This window comes from Aquabacterium sp. A7-Y (genome assembly GCF_026153205.1).
Taxonomy (GTDB): domain Bacteria; phylum Pseudomonadota; class Gammaproteobacteria; order Burkholderiales; family Burkholderiaceae_C; genus Caldimonas.
In genome coordinates, this window is record NZ_JAPFBW010000020.1 from 47,827 (window position 1) to 68,320 (window position 20,494).

At 68.8% G+C, this 20,494-nt stretch carries 14 protein-coding genes and 2 pseudogenes; 10 read left to right on the top strand and 6 right to left on the bottom strand.

What is annotated here, in order from left to right:
• Positions 1 to 87: 87 nt before the first annotated feature.
• Complete coding sequence (locus OOT46_RS18255; RefSeq protein WP_265405050.1) at positions 88 to 1,368, top strand: ROK family transcriptional regulator; 1,281 nt, start codon at positions 88 to 90, stop codon at positions 1,366 to 1,368.
• 39 nt (positions 1,369 to 1,407) lie between these two features.
• Positions 1,408 to 1,569 (top strand): annotated as a pseudogene (locus OOT46_RS30980) (xylulokinase); the annotation flags it as partial.
• Between the two features lie 25 nt (positions 1,570 to 1,594).
• Here the strand turns inward: OOT46_RS30980 and OOT46_RS18260 are convergent.
• The 3 genes from OOT46_RS18260 to OOT46_RS18270 are packed head-to-tail and all read right to left on the bottom strand — an operon-like array spanning position 1,595 to position 5,718.
• Positions 1,595 to 2,149 (bottom strand): HD domain-containing protein, encoded by a 555-nt coding sequence (locus tag OOT46_RS18260; protein WP_265405051.1) that lies wholly within the window; start codon positions 2,147 to 2,149, stop codon positions 1,595 to 1,597.
• A 25-nt stretch (positions 2,150 to 2,174) separates the two neighbouring features.
• Positions 2,175 to 2,537: a response regulator gene (locus tag OOT46_RS18265; protein WP_265405052.1), complete on the bottom strand. Its 363-nt coding sequence runs from the start codon at positions 2,535 to 2,537 to the stop codon at positions 2,175 to 2,177.
• Positions 2,431 to 5,718 carry a CHASE domain-containing protein gene (locus tag OOT46_RS18270; RefSeq protein WP_265405053.1) on the bottom strand — a complete coding sequence of 1,096 codons (3,288 nt, stop codon included), beginning with the start codon at positions 5,716 to 5,718 and terminating at the stop codon, positions 2,431 to 2,433. Before OOT46_RS18270 ends, OOT46_RS18265 begins: the two co-directional genes overlap by 107 nt.
• Before the next feature lie 174 nt (positions 5,719 to 5,892).
• On the opposite strand from OOT46_RS18270, the gene OOT46_RS18275 reads away from it, so the two are divergent.
• Both OOT46_RS18275 and OOT46_RS18280 read left to right on the top strand, forming a co-directional pair.
• Complete coding sequence (locus OOT46_RS18275; RefSeq protein WP_265405054.1) at positions 5,893 to 6,672, top strand: response regulator; 780 nt, start codon at positions 5,893 to 5,895, stop codon at positions 6,670 to 6,672.
• A gap of 8 nt (positions 6,673 to 6,680) precedes the next feature.
• The gene (locus OOT46_RS18280; RefSeq protein WP_265405055.1) at positions 6,681 to 8,747 is read left to right on the top strand and encodes a PAS domain S-box protein; all 2,067 of its coding nucleotides are present in this window, start codon (positions 6,681 to 6,683) and stop codon (positions 8,745 to 8,747) included.
• Positions 8,748 to 8,763: 16 nt separating this feature from the next.
• Here the strand turns inward: OOT46_RS18280 and OOT46_RS18285 are convergent, their stop codons facing one another.
• Positions 8,764 to 9,486, bottom strand: a complete 723-nt coding sequence (locus OOT46_RS18285) for a Crp/Fnr family transcriptional regulator (protein WP_265405056.1) — start codon at positions 9,484 to 9,486, stop codon at positions 8,764 to 8,766.
• A 183-nt stretch (positions 9,487 to 9,669) separates the two neighbouring features.
• Between OOT46_RS18285 and OOT46_RS18290 the strand changes: the two genes are divergently transcribed.
• Positions 9,670 to 10,419, top strand: a complete 750-nt coding sequence (locus tag OOT46_RS18290) for a hypothetical protein (RefSeq protein ID WP_265405057.1) — start codon at positions 9,670 to 9,672, stop codon at positions 10,417 to 10,419.
• Between the two features lie 104 nt (positions 10,420 to 10,523).
• Entirely contained in the window at positions 10,524 to 11,918 is a 1,395-nt protein-coding gene (locus OOT46_RS18295; protein WP_265405058.1) for an amino acid permease, read from the top strand.
• 2 nt (positions 11,919 to 11,920) lie between these two features.
• Here OOT46_RS18295 and OOT46_RS18300 read toward each other — a convergent pair whose 3' ends face one another.
• On the bottom strand, positions 11,921 to 13,183 hold the full coding sequence (locus tag OOT46_RS18300; RefSeq protein ID WP_265405059.1) for a DUF445 domain-containing protein: 1,263 nt from the start codon (positions 13,181 to 13,183) through the stop codon (positions 11,921 to 11,923).
• 147 nt (positions 13,184 to 13,330) lie between these two features.
• Between OOT46_RS18300 and OOT46_RS18305 the strand changes: the two are divergent.
• From OOT46_RS18305 to fghA, 4 genes and pseudogenes are all read left to right on the top strand, one after another.
• Positions 13,331 to 14,744, top strand: a pseudogene (locus OOT46_RS18305) (phytase).
• Positions 14,745 to 15,508: 764 nt separating this feature from the next.
• Positions 15,509 to 16,288 carry a helix-turn-helix transcriptional regulator gene (locus OOT46_RS18310; RefSeq protein WP_265405061.1) on the top strand — a complete coding sequence of 260 codons (780 nt, stop codon included), beginning with the start codon at positions 15,509 to 15,511 and terminating at the stop codon, positions 16,286 to 16,288.
• A gap of 483 nt (positions 16,289 to 16,771) precedes the next feature.
• The gene (locus OOT46_RS18315; RefSeq protein WP_265405062.1) at positions 16,772 to 17,878 is read left to right on the top strand and encodes an S-(hydroxymethyl)glutathione dehydrogenase/class III alcohol dehydrogenase; all 1,107 of its coding nucleotides are present in this window, start codon (positions 16,772 to 16,774) and stop codon (positions 17,876 to 17,878) included.
• Position 17,879: 1 nt separating this feature from the next.
• Positions 17,880 to 18,737 carry an S-formylglutathione hydrolase gene (gene fghA, locus OOT46_RS18320; RefSeq protein ID WP_265405063.1) on the top strand — a complete coding sequence of 286 codons (858 nt, stop codon included), beginning with the start codon at positions 17,880 to 17,882 and terminating at the stop codon, positions 18,735 to 18,737.
• Positions 18,738 to 18,784: 47 nt separating this feature from the next.
• Here fghA and OOT46_RS18325 read toward each other — a convergent pair whose 3' ends face one another.
• Positions 18,785 to 20,410: a glycerol-3-phosphate dehydrogenase/oxidase gene (locus OOT46_RS18325; protein WP_265405064.1), complete on the bottom strand. Its 1,626-nt coding sequence runs from the start codon at positions 20,408 to 20,410 to the stop codon at positions 18,785 to 18,787.
• Positions 20,411 to 20,494 lie beyond the last annotated feature (84 nt).

Here is a 20,494-nt window from a genome sequence, read left to right on the forward strand (position 1 = left end):
GCGGGTCGCATCTTCAGGGGTAAACCCGGGCGACAGAATTAAATTTCATCGAAATAAAATGCCAAAAAACTTCTTCCCCTTCTCGACGTGGCCAGGCTCCAAGCCCGCTTGATCTCCCAGCTGCACCTCTACCAGGTGCTGCACGCCGTCCGGCTCGCGCGCGGGCCGATCTCGCGAGCCGAGATCTGTCTGTCCACCGGACTGAGCCAGGCCGCGGTTTCCGGGTTGACACGTCGGCTGATCGAGGACGGCGCCTTGGTCGAGGTCGGCGCCCGCCCCTCCGCCGGCGGCCGCCGCGAGCGCGAGCTGGCGATCAATGCGGACTTCGCCTGGGTGCTCGGCGTCAAGGCAGCGATGCACCAGCTCACCATGGCGCTGGCCGATTTCGCCGGCGGCGTGCGGCATACCTTGACGCTGCCCCTGCAGGCGCCGCTGGCGCCGGCGGCGCTGATCACCGAGATCGCCGGCGCGATCGACCGTTGCTTGAACGGCGCCCCGGCCCCGGCGGCCGGGCGGCTGGCCGGCGTCGGCTTGGCGCTGCCGGGTTTTGTCGATTCGCTCGCCGATGTGCTGCTGTGGTCCCCGGTGCTGGACGCCGGCAGCCCGCGGGTCGAGGGGCTGGGGCGCTCACTGTCAGAGCTGCTCAAGGTGCCGGTCTTCATCGAGAACGACGCCAACATGCTCGCCTTGGCGCAGCAATGGTTCGGGCCCGCCGCCGGGGTCGGCAACGCCGCGCTGGTGACGCTGGAACACGGAGTGGGCCTGGGGCTGATCATCAACGGCGAGCTCTACCGGGGTCATGCGGGCCTGGCCTCCGAACTCGGCCACCTGCAGGTCGTGCCGGGCGGCCAGCCCTGCCGCTGCGGCAAGTCGGGCTGCCTGGAGGCGTATGTCGCCCACTACGCGGTGGTGCGCGAGGGCCGCGTGGCCGGCCTGCTGCCGCCGGCGGACGGGCGGGCGCCGGCCGACGACACCGAGCAGGCCTACCGGACCCTCGCGGCCCAGGCGCGCGAGGGCAACCCGCAGGCCGTGCGCATCTTCGAGCGCCAGGGCCGCTGGCTGGGACAGTGGATCGGCAACGTCGTCAACCTGCTGTCGCCGCAGGCGGTGATCCTGGGCGGCGGCGGCACCAGCGCCTATGACCTCTACCAGGGCGCGCTGCACGAGGCGATGCAGGACGCGATGGCCCTGCCCCATCGCGGCCGCGTGCGCCTGACCGTGATGCCGCAGGGTGACGAGGTCTGGGCCCAGGGCGCGGCCTCGCTGGTGCTGCAGCGGCTCGACGAATCGGCCGAGACGCTCGCCTCGGTGTCGCGCCACGGCCTGCTGTCGGACACACCGTCCCACAGGGAACGACCCGACGCGTGACCGCGACGCGGCGACGCCTGCGCGCTGCGCCGAAACGGGGGCAGCGGGCCAAGACGACTGGGCACCAGCGGCGTGCTGTTTGTCGTGACCGACCGCTCCCGGCCCAATCCGGCCCCGGCGGTGCATGCCTTCTGCCCTGCCTTGCCGGGCCGCTGGCACCAGATGAGCGTGATGCTGTCGGCGGCCGGTTGCCTGCGCTGGATCCCTGCTGTTCTGCTGAGCGCCCTCAGCGGCGACCGTAGACGGCGATCTTGTGGCGCAGCCGCGCGGCCAGCTGGTCGTTGGCCGCGCCCAGCGCCTCCAGGATGGTGACGGCCTCCTGCCGGTACTCCTCGATGCGCTCGGGGCCCCAGCAGAAGGCCGGGTGGTAGAGGTTGGCGATGCGGTCGGCCAACTTGACCATCCAGACCTCGCGCGGCTGTCGCCGGATGCGCGCAAGGCTGTCGGCCATCTGTGCCGCCAGGCTGCCGAGCGCCGGGGCCTTGGACAAGGCCAGCACGCCGTCCGCCACGCGCGGGCCGAAACGCTCCAGCAGGTCGGTGTAGGTGGCGGGGGTGTCCTCCAGCGTGTCGTGCAGCAGCGCGCACTGAACCGCGAAGTCGCCGTCGGCCCCGGGCGTCGCGGGCAGCGCCGCCATCAGCTCGGTGACCACCACCGCCAGGTGGTTGCTGTAGGGAATCTGCTCCCCCTCGGTGAGCCCGTCGAAGCTCTGCCCCGCATGGCAGCGGGTCGCGTACTCCCAGGCCTCGACATAGGCATCGATGTGCCATTGTTGTCGCATGGTGACAGGACCTCCTCGTGACGCACTATACGTCGCGAGGACCGACTCCCCCGGGGCGTCGGCCCAGCCAGCGGCTCAGCGTGGCGACCAGGACCTCCGTCTCCACGGGCTTGGAGATGTGGTCGTTCATGCCGGCCTCCAGGCAGGCGTCGCGGTCCTCGCCGAAGGCGCTCGCCGTCATCGCCAGGATGGGCGTGCTCGCATGCGCCGGCAACTTGCGGATCGCACGAGCGGCCTTGAGCCCGTCCATCTCGGGCATGTGCAGGTCCATCAGGATGAGGTCATAGGGCCGGGCTTCGGCATGCCGCACCGCCTCGACGCCGGTCTCGGCGAGGTCGATCTCCAGGCCCAGCGCGCGCAACTGCTCGGTCGCCACCAGCTGGTTCACCGGGTGGTCTTCGGCCAGCAGCACATGGGCCCCGGCGAAGGCCAGCTGCAGCGCGCCGGGAGCTGGCGCGGGCTCGAACCGCTCGCCTGCGCCGTCGCGCTGCGGATGCAGCAGCTCCAGCAGGTGCCGGCGCAGTACGCCCAGGGACACCGGCTTCTCGATCACATGCACCGGCCCGAGTTCCTGCCCGCGGCCGCGCAATTCCTCTCGGCTGCGCCGGGTCAGCAAGAGGCCGGCGGGCGGCGCGCCGGCGGCGGCGCTGATCAACTCCTGGAGCGTCGCAGCGCCGTCGGCCTCGTCCAGTTCGGCGGCCACCAGCAGCACCGCGTACGGCAGGCCGGCGGCCGCCGTGCCGCGCACCATCGCGAGCGCTTCCGGCGCCGAGGCGACCGTCTGGGGCTCCAGCCCCAGCCGATGCAGCAAGGCGCTGAGCGCGTGGCGCGCCTGCGGCAGCGCGTCGACCACCAGGGCGCGTCGACCGGCGAGGCGCGGTTCCTGCGTGGCGGCCGGGGGCAGCGGGTCGGCGAAGCGGGCCGTGAACCAGAAGATGCTGCCTTCGCCCTCGCGGCTCGACGCGCCCGTCTCGCCCCCCCATCAGCTGCACCAGCTCGCGCGTGATCGTCAAGCCCAGCCCGGTCCCACCATAGCGACGTGTGGTGGAGTTGTCGCCCTGCTCGAAGGCGCGGAAGATCTTGTCGATCGCCTCGGGCGCGATGCCAATGCCGCTGTCGTGCACCTCGAAGCGCAACAAGGCCGCGCTGTCGCTGCGCTCGAGGCACAGGCAGCGCAGCATCACCACGCCTTTCGAGGTGAATTTCACCGCATTGCCGAGCAGGTTGAGCAGCGCCTGGCCGAGTCGCGTGGCGTCGCCGCTCATGCGGGAGGGCGTCTCGTCGACGTCCAGGACCAGCTCCAAGCCTTTTTCGCGGGCCGCGCCCTGCACCATCGTGAAGCTGCGCATCACGACGTCCTCGAGCTCGAACTCGGCCTGCTCCAGCTCCAGCTTGCCGACCTCGATCTTGGACAGGTCGAGCACGTTGTTGATGATGGCCAGCAGGTGGTGCGAGGCTTCCACCACCAGGTCCAGCCGCTGCCGCATCACGGTGTCCCGGATGTCGCGCTGCATCAGGTGGGTGAGGCCGATGATGGCGTTCATCGGGGTGCGGATTTCGTGGCTCATGTTGGCCAGGAAGGCGCTCTTGGCACGGGTGGCCGCCTCCGCCTGCACGCTGCGTTCGGTCAAGGCCTGGTTGAGCTCGACCAGCTCGCGCTCCAGCCGTTTGCGGTCGGACAGGTCGACGGCGATCACGATGTGGCCCAGCGTCCCGCCGCCCTCGTCGCGCAGGCTGCTCGCGGTCAGCAGCACCGGCAGGCGGCTGCCGTCGGCCCTCACGAAGGTCCACTCGTGCTCCACCCCGCCGGCCGCGCCGGCACCGAACAAGGCCTCGGCCGGCTCGACCGCGCGTCCCAGCTGTTCGGCCAGCGCCGTCGCCCGCTCCCGCAGCTGCTCGGGGTCGAGGAACTGCAGCAGGTCCTTCTTGCCGAGCACGTCCTCGGCGCGGTAGTGCAGCATCGCCTCGGCGGCCGGGTTGAAGAGGGTCACGCGGCCGGCCATGTCGGTGGCGATGAAGGCGCTGCCGGCGCTCACGAGGATGGCCCGCTCGCGCGCCGCCAGCGCCCGCAGCTGCGCCGTGCGGCGCAGCACCTGCTGTTCCAGCGTGGCGTTGAGCTGCAGGATCTCGGCCTGGGCGGCCTTGCGGTGGCTGATGTCGCTGACCGTCTTGGCGGCGCCCACGACGTGCCGGCCGCCGAGCCGGATCGGCGACACCGCCACCGACACGTCGAGCAGGCTGCCATCGCTGCGCCGGCGCACCGTGTCGAAGCGCGGCACGGCCTCGCCGCGGGCGGCGCACTCGAGCAGCCAGGCCTCCTCCGCCTCCTGGCCCGGCGGCAAGGTCAGATCGCTCAAGAGCCGGCCCAGGGCCTCGGCGGCGCTGTAGCCGAACATGCGCTCCGCGGCGCCGTTCCAATCGGTGACGCGGCCCTCGGGCGAAAGGCCGATGATGGCGTCGTGGGCGCTCTCCACCATGGCGGCCATGCGCGCCTGCTGCACTCGAACCACCCGCTCGCGCTGCACTCCGACCAGCACCACGTGCAGCAGCACGGCCATCAGGGCAGACGCCGCCGCGATGCCGGCGGCCAGCCCCCATGGACTGCGCAGATTCAGCTCCGCGATGAAGGGCGGCAAGGCCTTCACCTCCACCATCCATTCACGCGCGTACATGGGCAGCGGGATGCGCCGGACCAGCCGGGCCGCCGCGTCGCCCGCCTGCCAGCCCGGCGAGGTGAAAAACGGGTCCGTGCGACCGTCGGAGATGTCGTGCAGGGCCAGCGCGAAGAGGCCGTCGGCGGCGATGTCCTGCAGCACCTCGTCGGTCACCAGCGGCGTGTAGGCCCAGCCTATCGTGCTCGCCTCGCGGCGCGTGACGGTGGAAGGCAGTTGCTCCTCGGCGTAGATGGGCAGCAGGAGCAGGAAGGAGCGCAAGGGCTGCCCGGTCGCCTGCACCAGGGTGATGGGTGCGGTCAGGCTGGGCCGGCCGGTCCGCATCGCGATGTCCGCGGCGGCCCGGCGGCGCGGCTCGGAGGCGATGTCCAGACCCACCGCCTCGACGTTCAACTCGACCGGCTCGATGTACTGGATGACGTAGCGGTCGCCGTCGTGCGCCTGCAGCTGCCGGATTTTGAAACCGGGCCCACCCTCACGGCGCGCCTCTGCCAGGAAGGCAGCCTCGCGCTCGGCCGGCACGCGGCGGACGAAACCGAAGCCGCGCGAGCCGGGGAACTCGCGGGCGATGTCGCGCGACAGGCTGTACTGGTGGAAGCGCTCGTGATTGACGGCCTTGCCGCCGGCGGCAATCACCGCTCCGCGGGCGCCACGCAGGCCGTAGGCGTAGGCTTCCATGCGGCCTTCCACCCGCTTGACCACGCCCTGTGCCAGGGTCTGGAAGCGCTCCTGCTCGATGCGGGCATTGACCTCGCCCTGCCACCAGGCGACCACCGCGGCCACCAGCAGCCCGATCAGCAGCACCAGCCACGGCAAGACACGCAGGCTGGGACTGGCAGAAGTGGGGTCCGACGGAGGGTCCCGGCTCAGCCCCAGCGGTTCGCTCGGCGTGCTCATGCCGCCTCCCGCGCTTGCGGGCACCACTCGCGGCAACCGGTCTTGCTCGACATACAAACTTCCAAAAAACACAGCAGGCGGCCTGCGTCTCATACCACAACGTCGCTCCCCAGCAATCGACGCGCCTTCAGCAAGGCCGGGCAAGCCGGCGCGGGCGCCGGTAACATCGCCCCCGTGACGACACCCATCCATCTTGCCGTTCTCGACGACGAAGTCGACATCACCCAACTGCTCGCCGGCTACCTCGGCAGCCAGGGTTACCGGGTCAGCCAGCTGCACAGCGGCCGCGCGCTGGTGGAGCTGATGAACGCCGACCCGCCGCAGCTGGTGCTGCTGGACCTCGGCCTGCCCGGAGAAGACGGCCTGTCCATCGCTCGCCACCTGCGCGAGCACTGGCGCTGCGGGCTGGTCATCGTGACAGGTCGCGGCGACGCCATCGACAAGGTCGTCGGCCTGGAGGTCGGCGCCGACGACTATGTCACGAAACCTTTTGAGCTGCGTGAACTGCTGGCACGCATTCGTGCGGTGCTGCGCCGCGTGGAGCCGGCACCGCCCGCGCCGGCGGCCGGCGCCGCGTCCGGAGCGACGTCCGCCCCGGCAGCTGCGCCGGCCGCCGGGGCCCCTGCGGGGCCGCCCGAGCGCCTGCGTTTCGGGCCTTGGCAGCTCGATCTCGCAGCGCGCCGGTTGCTCGACGAGCAGGGGGCGGAGGTGGTGCTGACGGCTGGCGAGTTCGACCTGCTGTACGCCTTCGCGCGCTGCCCCGGCCGCGTGCTGACGCGCGATTTCCTGCTGGAGCAGACGCGCGGGCGCGAAGCCGGGCCCTTCGACCGCACCATTGACGTGCAAGTCGGCCGGCTGCGCAAGAAGCTGGAGGGCGATCCCGGGAAACCGCAGCTGATCAAGTCGGTGCGCGGCGCGGGCTATCTCTTTTTGCTACCGGTCACGCCGGCTTGAGGTTCCCCATGGCTGCTCCGCACCCCCCCCTCCCCCCGGGCCTCGACGTCGACCGGGTCTACCGCTCGCTGTTCGCCGCCTATCCGGACGCGCTACTGCTGGTAGACAGCTCCGGCACCATCATGCTGGCCAACCCGGCTGCCGCGACCCTGCTGGGCTACCAGCCGGAAGAGCTGTCCGGATTGCCTGTCGACGCCCTGGTGCCCGACAGCATCCGCCCGCGCCACGCCGCCTACCGCGAAGCCTATGGCCGCAGCCCGCATGCGAGGCCCATGGGCACGCAGATGGAGCTGGTCGCCAAGCGGCGCGACGGCCGCGAAGTGATGGTGGAGATTGCGCTGAGCCCGCTGCAGGACCAGGGGCTGCCCTATGTGGTGGCGGCGATCCGCGGCATCGAGGCCTACCCGCGCGTGCGCCAGGCGCTGCAACGTGCCCGCTACAGCGAGCATGTGGCCCAGTTCGGCCGCCTGTCGGTGCATGAACGCGACCCGCAACTGCTGCTCGAGCAGGCCCCGGTGGTGGCGGCCGAAGCCCTGCAGGTCGAGACCGCCGTGGTGTTCCTGCTCGACCCCGGGCAACAGAGCTTCCGCGTGGCCGCCGGCGTCGGCCTGCTCGAGGGCGAAGGCCTGGGCGAGCGTCTGCCAAACCGGCCCGACAGCCTGCCCGGCTACGTGCTGGCGCAGGACCGGCCGGTGCGGGTGGGTGACTGCGCCAGCGAGCAGCGCTTCGAGCTGCCGCGCCGCATTCTCGAGGCGGGCCAGGCCAGCCTGCTGGCGGCGCCGCTGTCCGACCGAGGCCGCGACATCGGCGCCCTGGTGGTGCGCTCGCGCGAGCGCGATCGTTTCGGCGACGACGAGCTGCGTTTCATGGAGTCGCTCGCCAGCCTGCTGGTCACCGCCCTGCAGCGGGCCCACAGCGAAGAAGCGCTCAGCCACAGCCAGCGCCTGGACAGCGTGGGGCAGCTCACCGGAGGCATCGCGCACGACTTCAACAACCTGCTGACGGTGATCTCGGGCAACCTGCAAGTGCTGGAGGAGCTGCCCGCGCTCGCCGACGACGCCTACGGCCAGCAGCTGGTCGCCGCCGCGACGCGGGCCACGCGCCGGGGCGCCGAGCTGACCGGCCAGCTGCTGGCCTTCTCGCGCCGCCAGGTGCTGCAGCCGGCGCCGGTGGACGTGCCGGCCCTGCTGCACTCGCTGGCCGGCCTGCTGGGGCGCACGCTGGACCAGCGCATCCGCATCGAGGTGCAGGCGCCGCAGGACGGCCTGAGCTGCCTGGCCGACCCCGGACAGCTGGAATCGGCCCTGCTCAACATCGCGATCAATGCGCGCGACGCGATGCCCGAAGGCGGCACGCTCAGTTTCGCCTGCGAGCCCATCGACACCCTGCCCGTGCCGCTGCAGGAAGACCGCGGCGAGGCGACGCCGGCCGCCTCCGTCGCGGACGGCTATATCGCGATTGCGGTGGCCGACACCGGCGCCGGCATGCCGGACGCTGTCAAGGAGCGTGCCTTCGAACCGTTTTTCACCACCAAGGAAGCCGGCCGCGGCACCGGCCTGGGCTTGAGCACGGTGTACGGTTTCGTCAAGCAGTCGCGCGGCGCCGTCAGCCTGGACAGCGCGCCGGGCGCCGGCACCACGGTCACGCTCTACCTGCCGAGTGTGCAGGCAGCAGCGGGCGACCAAGACGCTGCGGCCGATGACAGCGAGGTGCCGCCCGGCCTGCATGTGCTGCTGGTGGAAGACGATGCCGAGGTGCGCGCGGTGGTGCGGCGTTTCCTCGAGACGCTGGGCTGCCGGGTGACCGCCTGCCTGCAGGCCGAGGAGGCACTTGCCCTGCTGTCGCCGCAGGCCGGCTATGAACTGCTGCTGAGCGACATCGCGCTGGGTGCCGGCATGCGCGGCACCGAGCTGGCGCGCCGCGCGCAGGCCATCATGCCCGAGCTGCCGGTGCTGTTGATGACCGGTTTTTCCAGCGGCCTGCTGGACGCCCCGCCGGAGTGGGAACTGCTGCGCAAGCCTTACACCCGGGGCGACCTTGCCCGGGCCATCGTCAAGGTGCTGGGGCCGGGCTGAAGGCCGCGGCGCCGCCTCAGTGCATCGCCGCGGTGGCGGCCGGCGCGGTGCTGCGCTGGATGAAGGCGGTGAGCGCCTCGACGCGCGGGATGTGGATATCGCGGCGGCCCTTTTCGGCGAAGCGGATCACGTCGCCGCGCGCCAGCCGCGACAGTGCCCGGCTCACCGTCTCCAGCGTCATGCCCAGGTAGTTGCCGATCTCGGCGCGGGTCATGCGCAAGGTGATCTGGTCGGCGCGCAGGCCGCGCTGGGACAGGGCGTCGGCCCAGTTGCGCAGGAAGTCGGCGACGCGGGCATCGGCCGGTAGCGTGCACAGCGACATCATCGAGTCACGGTCGCGGCCGATCTCGCGGCTCATCGCCTCGTGCAGAACCCCCAGCAGCGCCGGCTCGCTCATGCAGGCACGCATCAACGCGTCGTAGCGGATGCTCCAGACCTCGCCGGTGTCCATCGCCACCGCGTCGCAACCGTAGCGGCCCTCGGCAATGCCGTCGAAACCCAGCCAGTCGCCGCGGAAGTGCAGGCTGACGACCTGCTCGCGGCCGTCCGAGGCCAGGTTGACCATCTTGAAGAAGCCGGAGTTCACGACGTGCAGGCAGCCGAAGGCCTCGCCGGCCTGGTAGACGCTCTCGCCGGCACGCACCACCCGACGCTGGATGGGCACTTGCTCCTGCAGGAGCTTCAGCGTGCGCGCGATACGGTGGCTGAACTGGCTGTCGAGGTCTTTGGCGGCGGTCATGTCGTTCTCCGGTGTTCTGGGGAAGGACTGTAGAAAACGCGTGCAACGCCAGCATCAACGGCCGGAGGCGCTCGGTAACGCTGCGTCAACGGAACGTGTCCGGCCGGTATCAAACCGCCTCCGCAAACCCGCGCTTGACCGGCGTCAACCCCCGCCGGCGGGGCGCCCCCTACGCTTGGGGGCATGACTGTTTCCGCGTCCGTTCTCGACCATCGCAAGCTCTGGAGCCCCGGCCGGCTGTCCGGCGCCGAGGTGCTGAGCCTGCTCGACAGCGCGCGACGGCTGGCAGCGGCCGACCGTACCGGCGCGCACGCCATGCCGCTGCGGGGCAAGCACCTGGCGCTGCTCCGCGGTGCCGGGGAAGCCCCGGGAGCGACCCGCCGGACCGGCTGCCACGCCTTGCGGCAGGCCGCAGAACGGCTCGGTGCCCGGGTCTCGCTGCTCGCGGACCAGGACGCGGACGCGCCCCACGGGGCCGAACTGAAGGCCAGAGCCCGGCTGCTGGGGCGGTTTTACGACGCGCTGGACTGCACCGGCACCACGCCGGCCGTGCTGCGCGACCTCGACGGAGAGGCCGGGGTGCCGGTCTACGACGGCCTGGCCGGCGCGGCGCATCCGGCCCGTGCGCTCGCCGCGCTGGTGTGCCTCCAGGAACAGGCTGGGCGCCCGCTGGCGGGGCTGCAGGTGGCCTGGCCGGCCGGCACGCCGCTCGGATTGGCCGAGCGCTTTCAGGCGCTGGCGGCGCAAGCCGGCCTCGGCTGCCGACTGGTGGACGAGGGCGACGCCGAACTGCAGTTGACCGAGGACGGCCAGGGCGAGTGGCGCCTGACGGCGGCCGACCGCTGCGTCGGCGGCCCGGATGCGCGCGGGCCCGGGGCAGCCGGACCCTGGCAGCGCACCTTGCAGGCGCTGCTGCTGCACACGATGGCCTGAGCGGCCCTGCCCTCGCCGGGGCTGCAATAGTTCACAGTGACTCGCGGGAGGGGCGGGGCAGACAATGCACGCCCGCCAGACACCCTCTCCAGGAGTACCGTTTCGTGAGCCTTTTCCGAACAAAAAGCGTCGATGCCCTGCTCGACGCCAGCCGCGCGCCGGGCGGGCTGCGCAAGGTGCTGGGGCCGGTGGACCTGGTGCTGATGGGCATAGGCGCGATCATCGGCACCGGCATCTTCGTTCTGACCGGCACCGGCGCCCTGACGGCCGGGCCGGCGCTGACCGTGTCCTTCCTGATCGCTGCGCTGGCCTGCGGCCTGGCTGCGCTGTGTTATGCCGAGTTCGCGTCGGCCATTCCAGTCTCGGGGTCGATCTACACCTACAGCTATGCCACGCTGGGGGAGCTGGTGGCCTGGATCATCGGCTGGGACCTGCTGCTCGAGTACGGCCTCGCGACCTCGGCGGTGTCGGTCGGCTGGTCCGGCTACTTCCAGTCGCTGATGCAGGGCTTCGGCCTCACGCTGCCGACGGCGCTGACGGCCGCGCCGGGCTCTGTGCCGGGGGTGCAGACCTGGATCAACCTGCCGGCGCTGCTGATCATGCTGATCTTGACGTCCATGCTGTCCCTCGGCGTGCGCGAGTCGGCCCGGGCCAACAACCTGATGGTGGCCGTCAAGATCGCGGTGGTGCTGCTGTTTATCCTGGTCGGCGCCCGCCATGTCGAGCCGGCCAACTGGCAGCCCTTCATGCCCTTCGGCTCTCAAGGCGTCTTCAGCGCCGCAGCGCTGGTGTTTTTCGCCTTCATCGGCTTCGACGCCGTGACCTCGGCCGCCGAAGAGGTGCGCCGGCCGGAGCGCGACCTGCCGATCGGCATCGTCGGCTCGCTGGCCGTCTGCGCCCTGCTCTACGTGCTGGTGTCGGCCATCATGACCGGCATCGTGCCCTTCCAGAAGTTCGCCGGCGTGGACCATCCCGTGTCGCTGGCACTGCAGTATGCGGGCGAAAGCTGGGTGGCCGGTTTCGTCGACCTGGGCGCCATCCTGGGCATGACCACCGTGATCCTGGTGATGGCTTACGGCCAGACCCGCGTGCTGTTCGCGATGTCGCGCGACGGCCTGCTGCCCACCCGCCTGTCCCGCATCAGCCCGCGCACTGGCACTCCCGTGTTCGCCACCTGGAGCGTGGGGCTGGTGTTCGCGCTGATCGCCGCCTTCGTGCCGCTGAATGTGCTGGCCGAGCTGATCAACATCGGAACGCTGGCGGCCTTCAGCCTGATCTCGGTGGCGGTGCTGGTCCTGCGGCGGACCCGCCCCGACCTGCCGCGCGCCTTCCGCTGCCCCGGCGTGCCGGTGGTGCCCGTGCTGGCAGTGGCCTTCTGCGTGTTCCTGATGGCCCATCTGAAGGCCTCGACCTGGATCGCCTTCGGCGCCTGGCTGGTCCTGGGACTGGCGGTCTACTTCGGCTACGCACGTCGGCGCTCGCTGCTGCATCCCAGGTGAGTTCAGCCGCGCAGCCACTGCGTCAGCGCGTGGATGCCGAGGCCGACGAGGCCGCCGACCAGGGTGCCGTTGATGCGCACGAACTGCAGGTCGCGGCCGATGTTGCGCTCCAGCTCATCGGTCAGTTCGCGGGTGTTCCAGGCTTCGACGCGGCTCACGATGTAGCGGCGGATGTCCTCGCGGTAGCGCTCGATCCATTCGGGCGCCGCCTGCAGCACCTGGTTGTTGATCCACTCGCGCATCGTCGCGTCGGCCTGCAGCTTGCTGCCTAGCGTGCGTGCAGCGGCGCTGATGCGGCGGGCGACGCTCGAGTCCTCGCGGCCGAGGTCGCTCTGCAGCCAGGCCAGCAGTTCGTGCCAGAGGCCACGCAGGTAGTCGGTGAGCGCGGGATGGGCCAGCGTTTCGTCGCGGATCTGCTCGCCCCTGAGTCGCAGCGCCGGGTCCTGCCTCAGCTTCTCGATGAAACCGGCGACGTACTCGTCGAAGCGCAGGCGCAGCGGATGGGCTGGGTCCTTGCCCATCTCGCCGATGACGCGGCCCACGCCGGCGACGATCTTGCCGGTGGCGACCTGCCCCGCCAGGTTGTCCAGACCGAGGTAGCGCAGGTAGCGCACCTCGCCGGCGATGACCGCCGCGATCTTCGCCTGCACGGCCTCGTCCTCGATGAGTGAGGCGACTTGCTGCAGCACCTCGTCGAGCAAGGCCTGGTGGCGCCCTTGGGCCGTCAGCACGTCCAGCACCTGGCCGGCCAGGTGCGACACGTCGAGCTGCTCGAGCCGCGTCAGCACGGTAGCGCGGATGAAGCGGCTCACGCGGTCGTCGTCCAGCGCGTCCAGGCCGTAGCGCATGGCGGCCTTCAAGTATGCGCCGACCTGATCGGCATGGCCGGGCGCCGCCAGCCAGTCCGCCAGCCGCCCGGCCGGATCGAAATGACGCAGCTTCTCGAGCACCTGGGGCGTGCTGAGGAAGTTGCTGCAGATGAAGCTCGCCAGGTTGGCGCCGATGCGCGCCTTGTTGGCCGGCACGATCGCCGTGTGCGGAATGGGCAGCCCGAGCGGATGCCGGAACAGGGCCACCACCGCGAACCAGTCGGCGATGGCGCCGATCATCGCCGCCTCCGCGAAAGCCGCCAGGTAGGCCCAGCCGGGGTGCCGCCCCTCCAGGGAACTCGCCACGGCAAAGAGCAGCGCGGCCGCCGCGAGCAGGCCCAGCGAGATGGCCTTCATACGCCGCAGGCCACGCACCTTCACTGCGTTGACATCCATTCAATCTACCTTCTTCGCTTCTTTCAACCCTTACATCATGCCCGCGCCCGGTGACCGGCTCGCAAGGCCGGATGCGCTAGGGTCGCTCCGTCGCGTGCCGTTGTGCCGCTTTGCCGCGGGCCCGCCACATCGAAGGAGGCTCTGTTCATGCCCTGTTTTTTATCCCGCTGCGCGGCGCGACGCCGCTTCACGGTCCTGAATGTCTGCGCCCTCGCAGCGCTGCTGGTCGCCTGCGGCGGTGGCAGCTCCGACGACAACGGCAGCGCGGCCGGCCCACACGCAAGTGCCGCGGACCGCCAGCCGGCCGATGGCACCATCGTGGCAAGCCGCGAAACGCCGACCGAGGGTGGGCCCGCGGACATGGACGACCCCGCGGTCTGGATCCACCCGGACGAGGACGACGCGGAAGACTCCTTGATCATCGCAGCTGCGAAGGAAGGCGGGCTGCGCGTCTACGACCTCAGGGGCCGTCTGGTGCAGCGCATCGGCGTGCGGCTTGACGCCGAAGGCGAGGCTCTGAACCGCTACAACAATGTCGACGTCGCTTATGGTTTTGCGCTCGACGGCGATGACATCGACATCGCGGTGGCGAGCGACCGCCGCCAGGACAAGCTCCGCATCTGGCGCATCGGCGAGGACCGCGACGAGGAGGATGCCGTCTTGGAAGACATCACCTCGGCGCGCATGCCGCGGCTCTTCCCCACCCGGCCCGGGCCGGACGACCGGCAAGGCGCCAGCATGGCCAATCCCGACGACGGCGAGCACACCGCCTATGGCCTGGCGCTCTACAGGGAGCGCGACAGCCGCAGGGTCTACGCCTTCGTGAATCAGAACAGCGAGGCAGTGATCGCCCAGTACGAACTTCTCGACGACGGCGACGAGAAGATCACTGCGCGTTTCGTGCGGGACTGGCGCTTCCCCTATTCCTGGAAGGGGCAGGACCTGACGCAGGAGGACGAGAAGGACCTGGCACGCGACTTCAGCCCGCAGTTCGAGGGCATGGTGGTCGACCAGCAAACCGGCATCCTCTACGCCGCTCAGGAGGACGTCGGCATCTGGCGTATCGACACCCGCACTGGCGTGGCCGACAGCCGGCCCTTCTATGAGACACGCCCCTTCGACCCCAACAGCCGGGTGGCGCGCGACGTCGAAGGACTGACGATCTACTACGCCAGCGGCGGCCGGGGCTATCTGCTCGCTTCCAGCCAAGGCCACGCCCACGGCGAAGCACCCACCCTGCCCACACCCGGCCTGGATGACACCTTCGTCGTCTTCGAGCGCGTAGGTCCCAACCGACTGCTGGGCAGTTTCCGTATCGAAGCGCGGCGCCAGGGCCGGATCGACGGCGTCGAGGAGTCCGACGGCTCGGACGTCAGCAACGTGCCCCTGCCCGGGGTTTCCCCACGGAGTATTCATTGCTCAGGATGGCTACGATGGAGACGTCTTCGATGGCTCGACGGATGCGACGAATTTGAAACTCGTGCCGTGGGAGAAAATTGCCCGGGGATTTCCAGGCGAAGCGCTGAAGGTCGATACGCGCTATAACCCTCGCAAGCCCTGACTTGCAGCGCGAGTGCCAAGCGGGACGGCATGCTTTGAGCCGTCGATGCGCCAGTCCGGGTCGCGAGGCGCGGGGCGTCGGCTGTTTTGCCGCTCTCGCCGCGGCCTCCGGGACCTGTCCGATGGGACAGGTCCTTTGCTTTTTCAAAAGCATCAATGGGAGTACGTCACAGATGGGAGGTTCGGCGCCCCCATCCTCGCTCCTGGCAATCCCGCCAGAGCCTTGTGGAACGGTTCACTCGTTCAGCTGGCAGAAACATTTCGCTGCGAAATGCACCAGAAAATGCATCAAGCAATTTTTTGGCCTACAAAACGACACTAAGCGTAACCGGGGTCGCGGAAACATTTGTAGTGATGTTATTTTGGGCCGCAATCATGATACTTGCTGCAGGCTTTGCCATATCGCGACACGCACTGTCCTCGATCATGGCTATTCGCATTACCGAGAGGCAGTGGCCTGAAAGTGAAACTGTTCCAGATGGATCTTTGAAGCACCCTGTCGACAAGGTGCGAGAGAACAATCCAAGGAGCGAGATGGGGGCGGAGCGGGCCCCGCGCAGGTCCAGCGATGAATTGAGTTTAAATAGTGCATGCATCGAATGAAAGGAGAAACTTTGAAGGTGACAAGAGGGCGATCTATTCATGCAGCGAGGTCTGAGCGGACGGGCTTCGATCGCATTGCCAATCGGCTTTTCACGACGGAAAGGTAGCTTGTCGGCAGCCCATTTTTTACGTACCCGGCAAAAGATGTTCACGGGAGGAGTTATGGATGGCTCAACCACTCCAACAGGGGAGTTGGAGACACTTTCGAAAATCATCAATGAAATAAAACCCACAGGGGATCTGCTGGATCAGCTCGACCAGTTCTCCCTGAAGGTGAATGAAGTGATTCCCTTCAAGAAGTGCATCTTGCTTCATGAGCGCGACGGCAAGTCGATTTCAAGAGGCATCATGTACCGCAGTTCGGGTCGGCTGCCCGAGCGCGACGAAGGCAGTCGCGGGCGGTCCTGGATCGGCCCGCCGATCGGCATCAGCCGCTACTTGGCCTGCTTCGAGAAAACCGAGCCGCTCGACAACGCGTTTTTCTGGCGCGATACGAATAGCGGGGACATCGATCTGGATCCGAGAATCGCCGATCTGCGAAACCAGATGAAGGGTGGCGAAGGCGTGGCAGGCAGCGTGCGTTCCTTGAGCTCGGACACCGGCGACGTGGCCACCCTGTTCCAGCTCGAATGCACACGCGGCAGCCTGCGCATGCGGCACCTTCTGATGGTCAGCTTCATTTCCTTCTACCTGCATTCCAGCTTCACGCTGAGAGTGGTGGATTCGAACTGGCAGGATGAACCTTCCGGGGTAAACCTGACGGCGAAGGAGAAGGAGGTTCTGAAGTGGGTGATCGAGGGCAAGACGTCCTGGGAGGTCGGGCGAATCCTCTCGATGTCGGAGCGAACCGTCAAGTTTCATCTGAAGAATGTATATACAAAGTTAAATGTCTCGAATCGTGCGCAAGCCGTCACCGTGGCAAGCCGGCTGCGGTTGATCTGAGGTGCCCCCCACCCACCTTACTGACGGCAACACGAGAAACGGCCCGAACGGTTCGCGTCATTCGAGCCCGCTGCGAAAGAGGGTCAACGCGGGACCTCCTTTAGTGCGCACCGTCAGGCCGCCCGGTCGCGCGCCCTGAGCAGCAGAAGCACGCCATTTGCCAGCAGGCGCGCGTGCCCCACCGCCCAGGCAGGGGCGCGCCTTTCGTGCCCCCACCCGGGCACGAAGGGCTTGGTGCAGTTTCAGGCACCCGGTCGGGGCGGCGGCCGTGGCGTGCACCCCACATCGACGGACGATTCGGTCGCTGGGCCATTTCGGCCGCCGTTGGCGCAGTCGGCCATTCGTGCGCCGCCCGACGCGCGCTGCCCGGGAGGCCCGGCCGTTTCTGGGGCTTTATCCCCCCGCGCGAAGCGCTGCCGGTACCCGGGACGAGAATCGCCGGGCGTACCCTCGACAGGCAGCGTTCATCAGGAGTCAAGAGCAGTGAAGACCAAAGCGGCTGTGGCCTGGAAGGCCGGCGCTCCCCTGAGCCTCGAAGAGGTCGAACTCGACGGCCCCCGTGAGGGGGAGGTGCTGGTCGAGGTGAAGGCCAGCGGCATCTGCCACACCGACGCCTACACCCTGTCGGGCGCCGATCCAGAAGGTCTGTTTCCCGCCATCCTGGGTCATGAAGGTGCCGGCGTGGTGCTCGAGGTTGGAGCAGGCGTCACCTCGCTGAGGCCGGGCGACCACGTGATCCCGCTCTACACGCCGGAATGCCGCCAGTGCAAGTTCTGTCTGTCGCGCAAGACCAATCTGTGCCAAGCGATACGCGCGACCCAGGGCAAGGGCTTGATGCCCGACGGCAGCTCGCGCTTCTCGATCGACGGCAAGCCCCTGTTCCACTACATGGGCACCTCGACCTTCGCCAACTACATCGTGGCCCCCGCGATCGCGATGGCTCGCATTCGCGAGGACGCCCCCTTCGACAAGGTCTGCTACATCGGCTGCGGCGTGACCACCGGCGTCGGTGCGGTGGTCTTCACGGCCAAGGTGGAGGCTGGCACCAACGTGGTCGTGTTCGGCCTCGGAGGCATAGGCCTGAACGTCATCCAAGGCGCGAAGATGGTCGGCGCAGACAAGATCATCGGGGTCGACATCAACCCGGCGCGCGAAGCCATCGCGCGCCGCTTCGGCATGACGCATTTCATCAATCCCCGCGAGGTCGACCACGTCGTCGACGCCATCGTGCAGCTCACTGAGGGTGGCGCGGACTACAGTTTCGAGTGCATAGGCAACACCACCACCATGCGCCAGGCGCTGGAGTGCTGCCACAAGGGCTGGGGCCAGAGCATCATCATCGGAGTCGCGGAGGCCGGCGCGGAGATCAGCACGCGGCCCTTCCAGCTGGTGACGGGGCGGGTGTGGAAAGGCTCGGCCTTCGGCGGGGCGCGCGGGCGCACTGACGTGCCGAAGATCGTCGACTGGTACATGGAAGGCAAGCTGCGTATCGACGAGATGATCACCCACACCCTCAGCCTGGACCAGATCAATGAAGGTTTCGATCTGATGAAACGCGGCGAGTCGATCCGCTCGGTGGTGGTGTACTGAGATGGCACCCGAGCTGCTCAGCGCACATGCCTGCTTCGGCGGTCACCAGTCCTTCTGGCGCCACGACTCGGCGCGTATCGGCCTCCCCATGCGCTTCGGCATCTACCTGCCGCCGCAGACAGCCTCCGGTCCGGTCCCCGTGCTTTTCTACCTTGCCGGTCTGACCTGCACCGAGGAAACCTTTGCGACCAAGGCGGGCGCGCAGCGTTGGGCAGCCGAACTGGGCCTGGCTCTGGTGACGCCCGATACCAGCCCCCGGGAGGCCGGTGCCGAAGGAGAGAGCGCCACCTGGGACTTCGGCGTCGGTGCGGGCTTCTACCTCGACGCGATGCGCTCGCCGTGGCGCAAGCACTGGCGCATGGAGAGCTACATTGCCGACGAGTTGCTGAGCTTGGTCGCCGAGCACTTCGCCGTCGACGTGCACCGCGCCGGGATCTTCGGTCATTCGATGGGAGGGCACGGCGCCCTGACCCTCGCCTTGCGCCATCCTGGCCTGTTCGCCTCGGTCTCCGCCTTCGCCCCGATCGCCGCGCCGATCCGCTCCCCCTGGGGTCAGAAAGCCTTTGAAGGTTATCTCGGCGAGGACCGCCGGGCCTGGACCTCTCACGACGCCACCGAGCTGATGGCCCGACAGCCGGAGGCGCCCTACCCCGGCGGCATCCTGATCGACCAGGGTCTGGACGACAACTTCCTCGACGAGCAGCTTCATCCCGCCGCCTTCGAGGCGGCGTGCGACCAGGTCGGGCAACCCCTCACGCTGCGCCGCCACGCTGGCTACGACCACGGCTACTACTTCATCGCGAGCTTCGTCGAGGACCACCTGCGCTTCCACGCGGCCCAACTGACACGCCGCCTCTGAACGGTCGCTGCCGGGCTCCTGCCTGCGCCGGGCCGAAGGACGGCTTCTCAGGCCGCCAGCGCCACCGTCTGCTGCGCTGTCGTGCCGGGCCGGGCCGGCGCGACATAGGCCTGGTACTGGGGCTCTGCCGCGGCGCCGAACAGCAGATGGCACGCCTCTCGCAGTCCCGGCGAGGCGCGCAGGCGCTGGCGGCCGAGCGTGAGTTCCAGCGTACTGCGGCGGCGCAGGAAGTCCTCCAGCGTGGTGACCATCTCGCGTCGGGCGATCCAGGTCAGTTCACATCGCATGTAGCCGCTGCCCTCGATCGGTACTTCGGCGGCCGATGCGTCGGCCTGGATCTCCTTCAGCAGCGCGAAGGCATCTTCCCCGTAAAGCCGCCACAGCCGCTCGCCCGTCGCGGCCGGGCAGGCCAGGCGGGCCCACGCTTGCAGAAACGCGGCGCGCCGGGTAAGGGGCGGCTCGCCATACCAGCGCCGGTCCGCGTGAGGCAGCGCTACACCCATCTTCGTGATCTCTTCGCAGAGTTCTTCGCCGACGTTGATGCAGTCGGTCAGCTTGCCGCCGAAGATGCTGACGTGGCGGCTCGCCAGGTCGGTTTCCACCACGTGTTTGCGTGACATCTGCAGCCAGTCCGGCTCGCCCTGCCCGCCGCCTCGCACCACCAGCGGCCGCACGCCGCAGCGCTCCGAGATGATGTCCGCCACCGTGAGCGGCGTTTTGAGATTCAGACGCTTGTTGATGTTGTCCAGCACGAAACGCCGGTCCTCGTCGGTGACCTGAGGCAGCGGATCGTCGACGCGGGTGTCGGTGGTGCCGATGCACGTGCGGTGGCCCATCGGGATGGCGAAAAACAGCCGGCCGTCGTCCGCGAAAAAGGTCAGGATGCGCCGACTTTCAGTGAGACGCGGGACGATCAGGTGGATGCCCTTGGAATAGACGTGACGGTGCTCGGTGCGCTGCCCGCTGCGGGTGTTGTGCTGATCGACAAAGGCGCCGCACGCGTTGACCAGCGTGCGAGCGCGGACCTCAAAGCGCTCCTGAGCGACCTTGTCGAACACCGACACGCGCCAGAGGCCGTCGGCGTCGCGTCGCGCCCCCTCGGACTCGACATAGTTGACGGCGGCGCAGCCAGCGTCCATGGCCACCCGCACGAACTGGAACACGAAGCGGGCGTCGTTGTCGACCAGGTAGGCATCGGAGTATTCGAATCCGCCGTCGCAGCCCTCGAGCTTCACGACCGGCTCCTCGGCCTGGATGCTCCGGCGCGAGAGCAGCCGAGGCGTTTGCGTGAACCCCCTGCCGATCAACCAGTAGAGCCAAGTGCCGGCGAACAGCTTGAGCAGCGAGTGGCGGAAATTCTTCTCGTGCACGGTGAAAAAGCGAATCTCCTGCACCGAGGACGGGTAGCTGCGCATCAGGCGGTTGCGCGACAGGCAGAGCTTGTTCACGAGGCCGAATTCGCCCGACTCCATGTACTTGATGCCGCCCCAGGCCAGGTTGGACGACTGCTGGCTCGCCACCCCGGCGAAATCACGCGCGTCGATCAGCGCGGTGCGCGCACCGCGGGTCGCCAAGGCCGCCGCGGTGACGGCGCCGTTGATGCCAGCGCCGATGACCAGGGTGTCGAAAACGGCGGTTTTCAGTTCCGTAAGACAGGCGTTGCGAAGTTCCATGGCAGCGGACAGTGAAGGAGGCCCCGGGGAGGGAGCGAGCCGGGACGTGCTCGCGTCGGGAGGCAGTGTCCGCGTAAACGATCT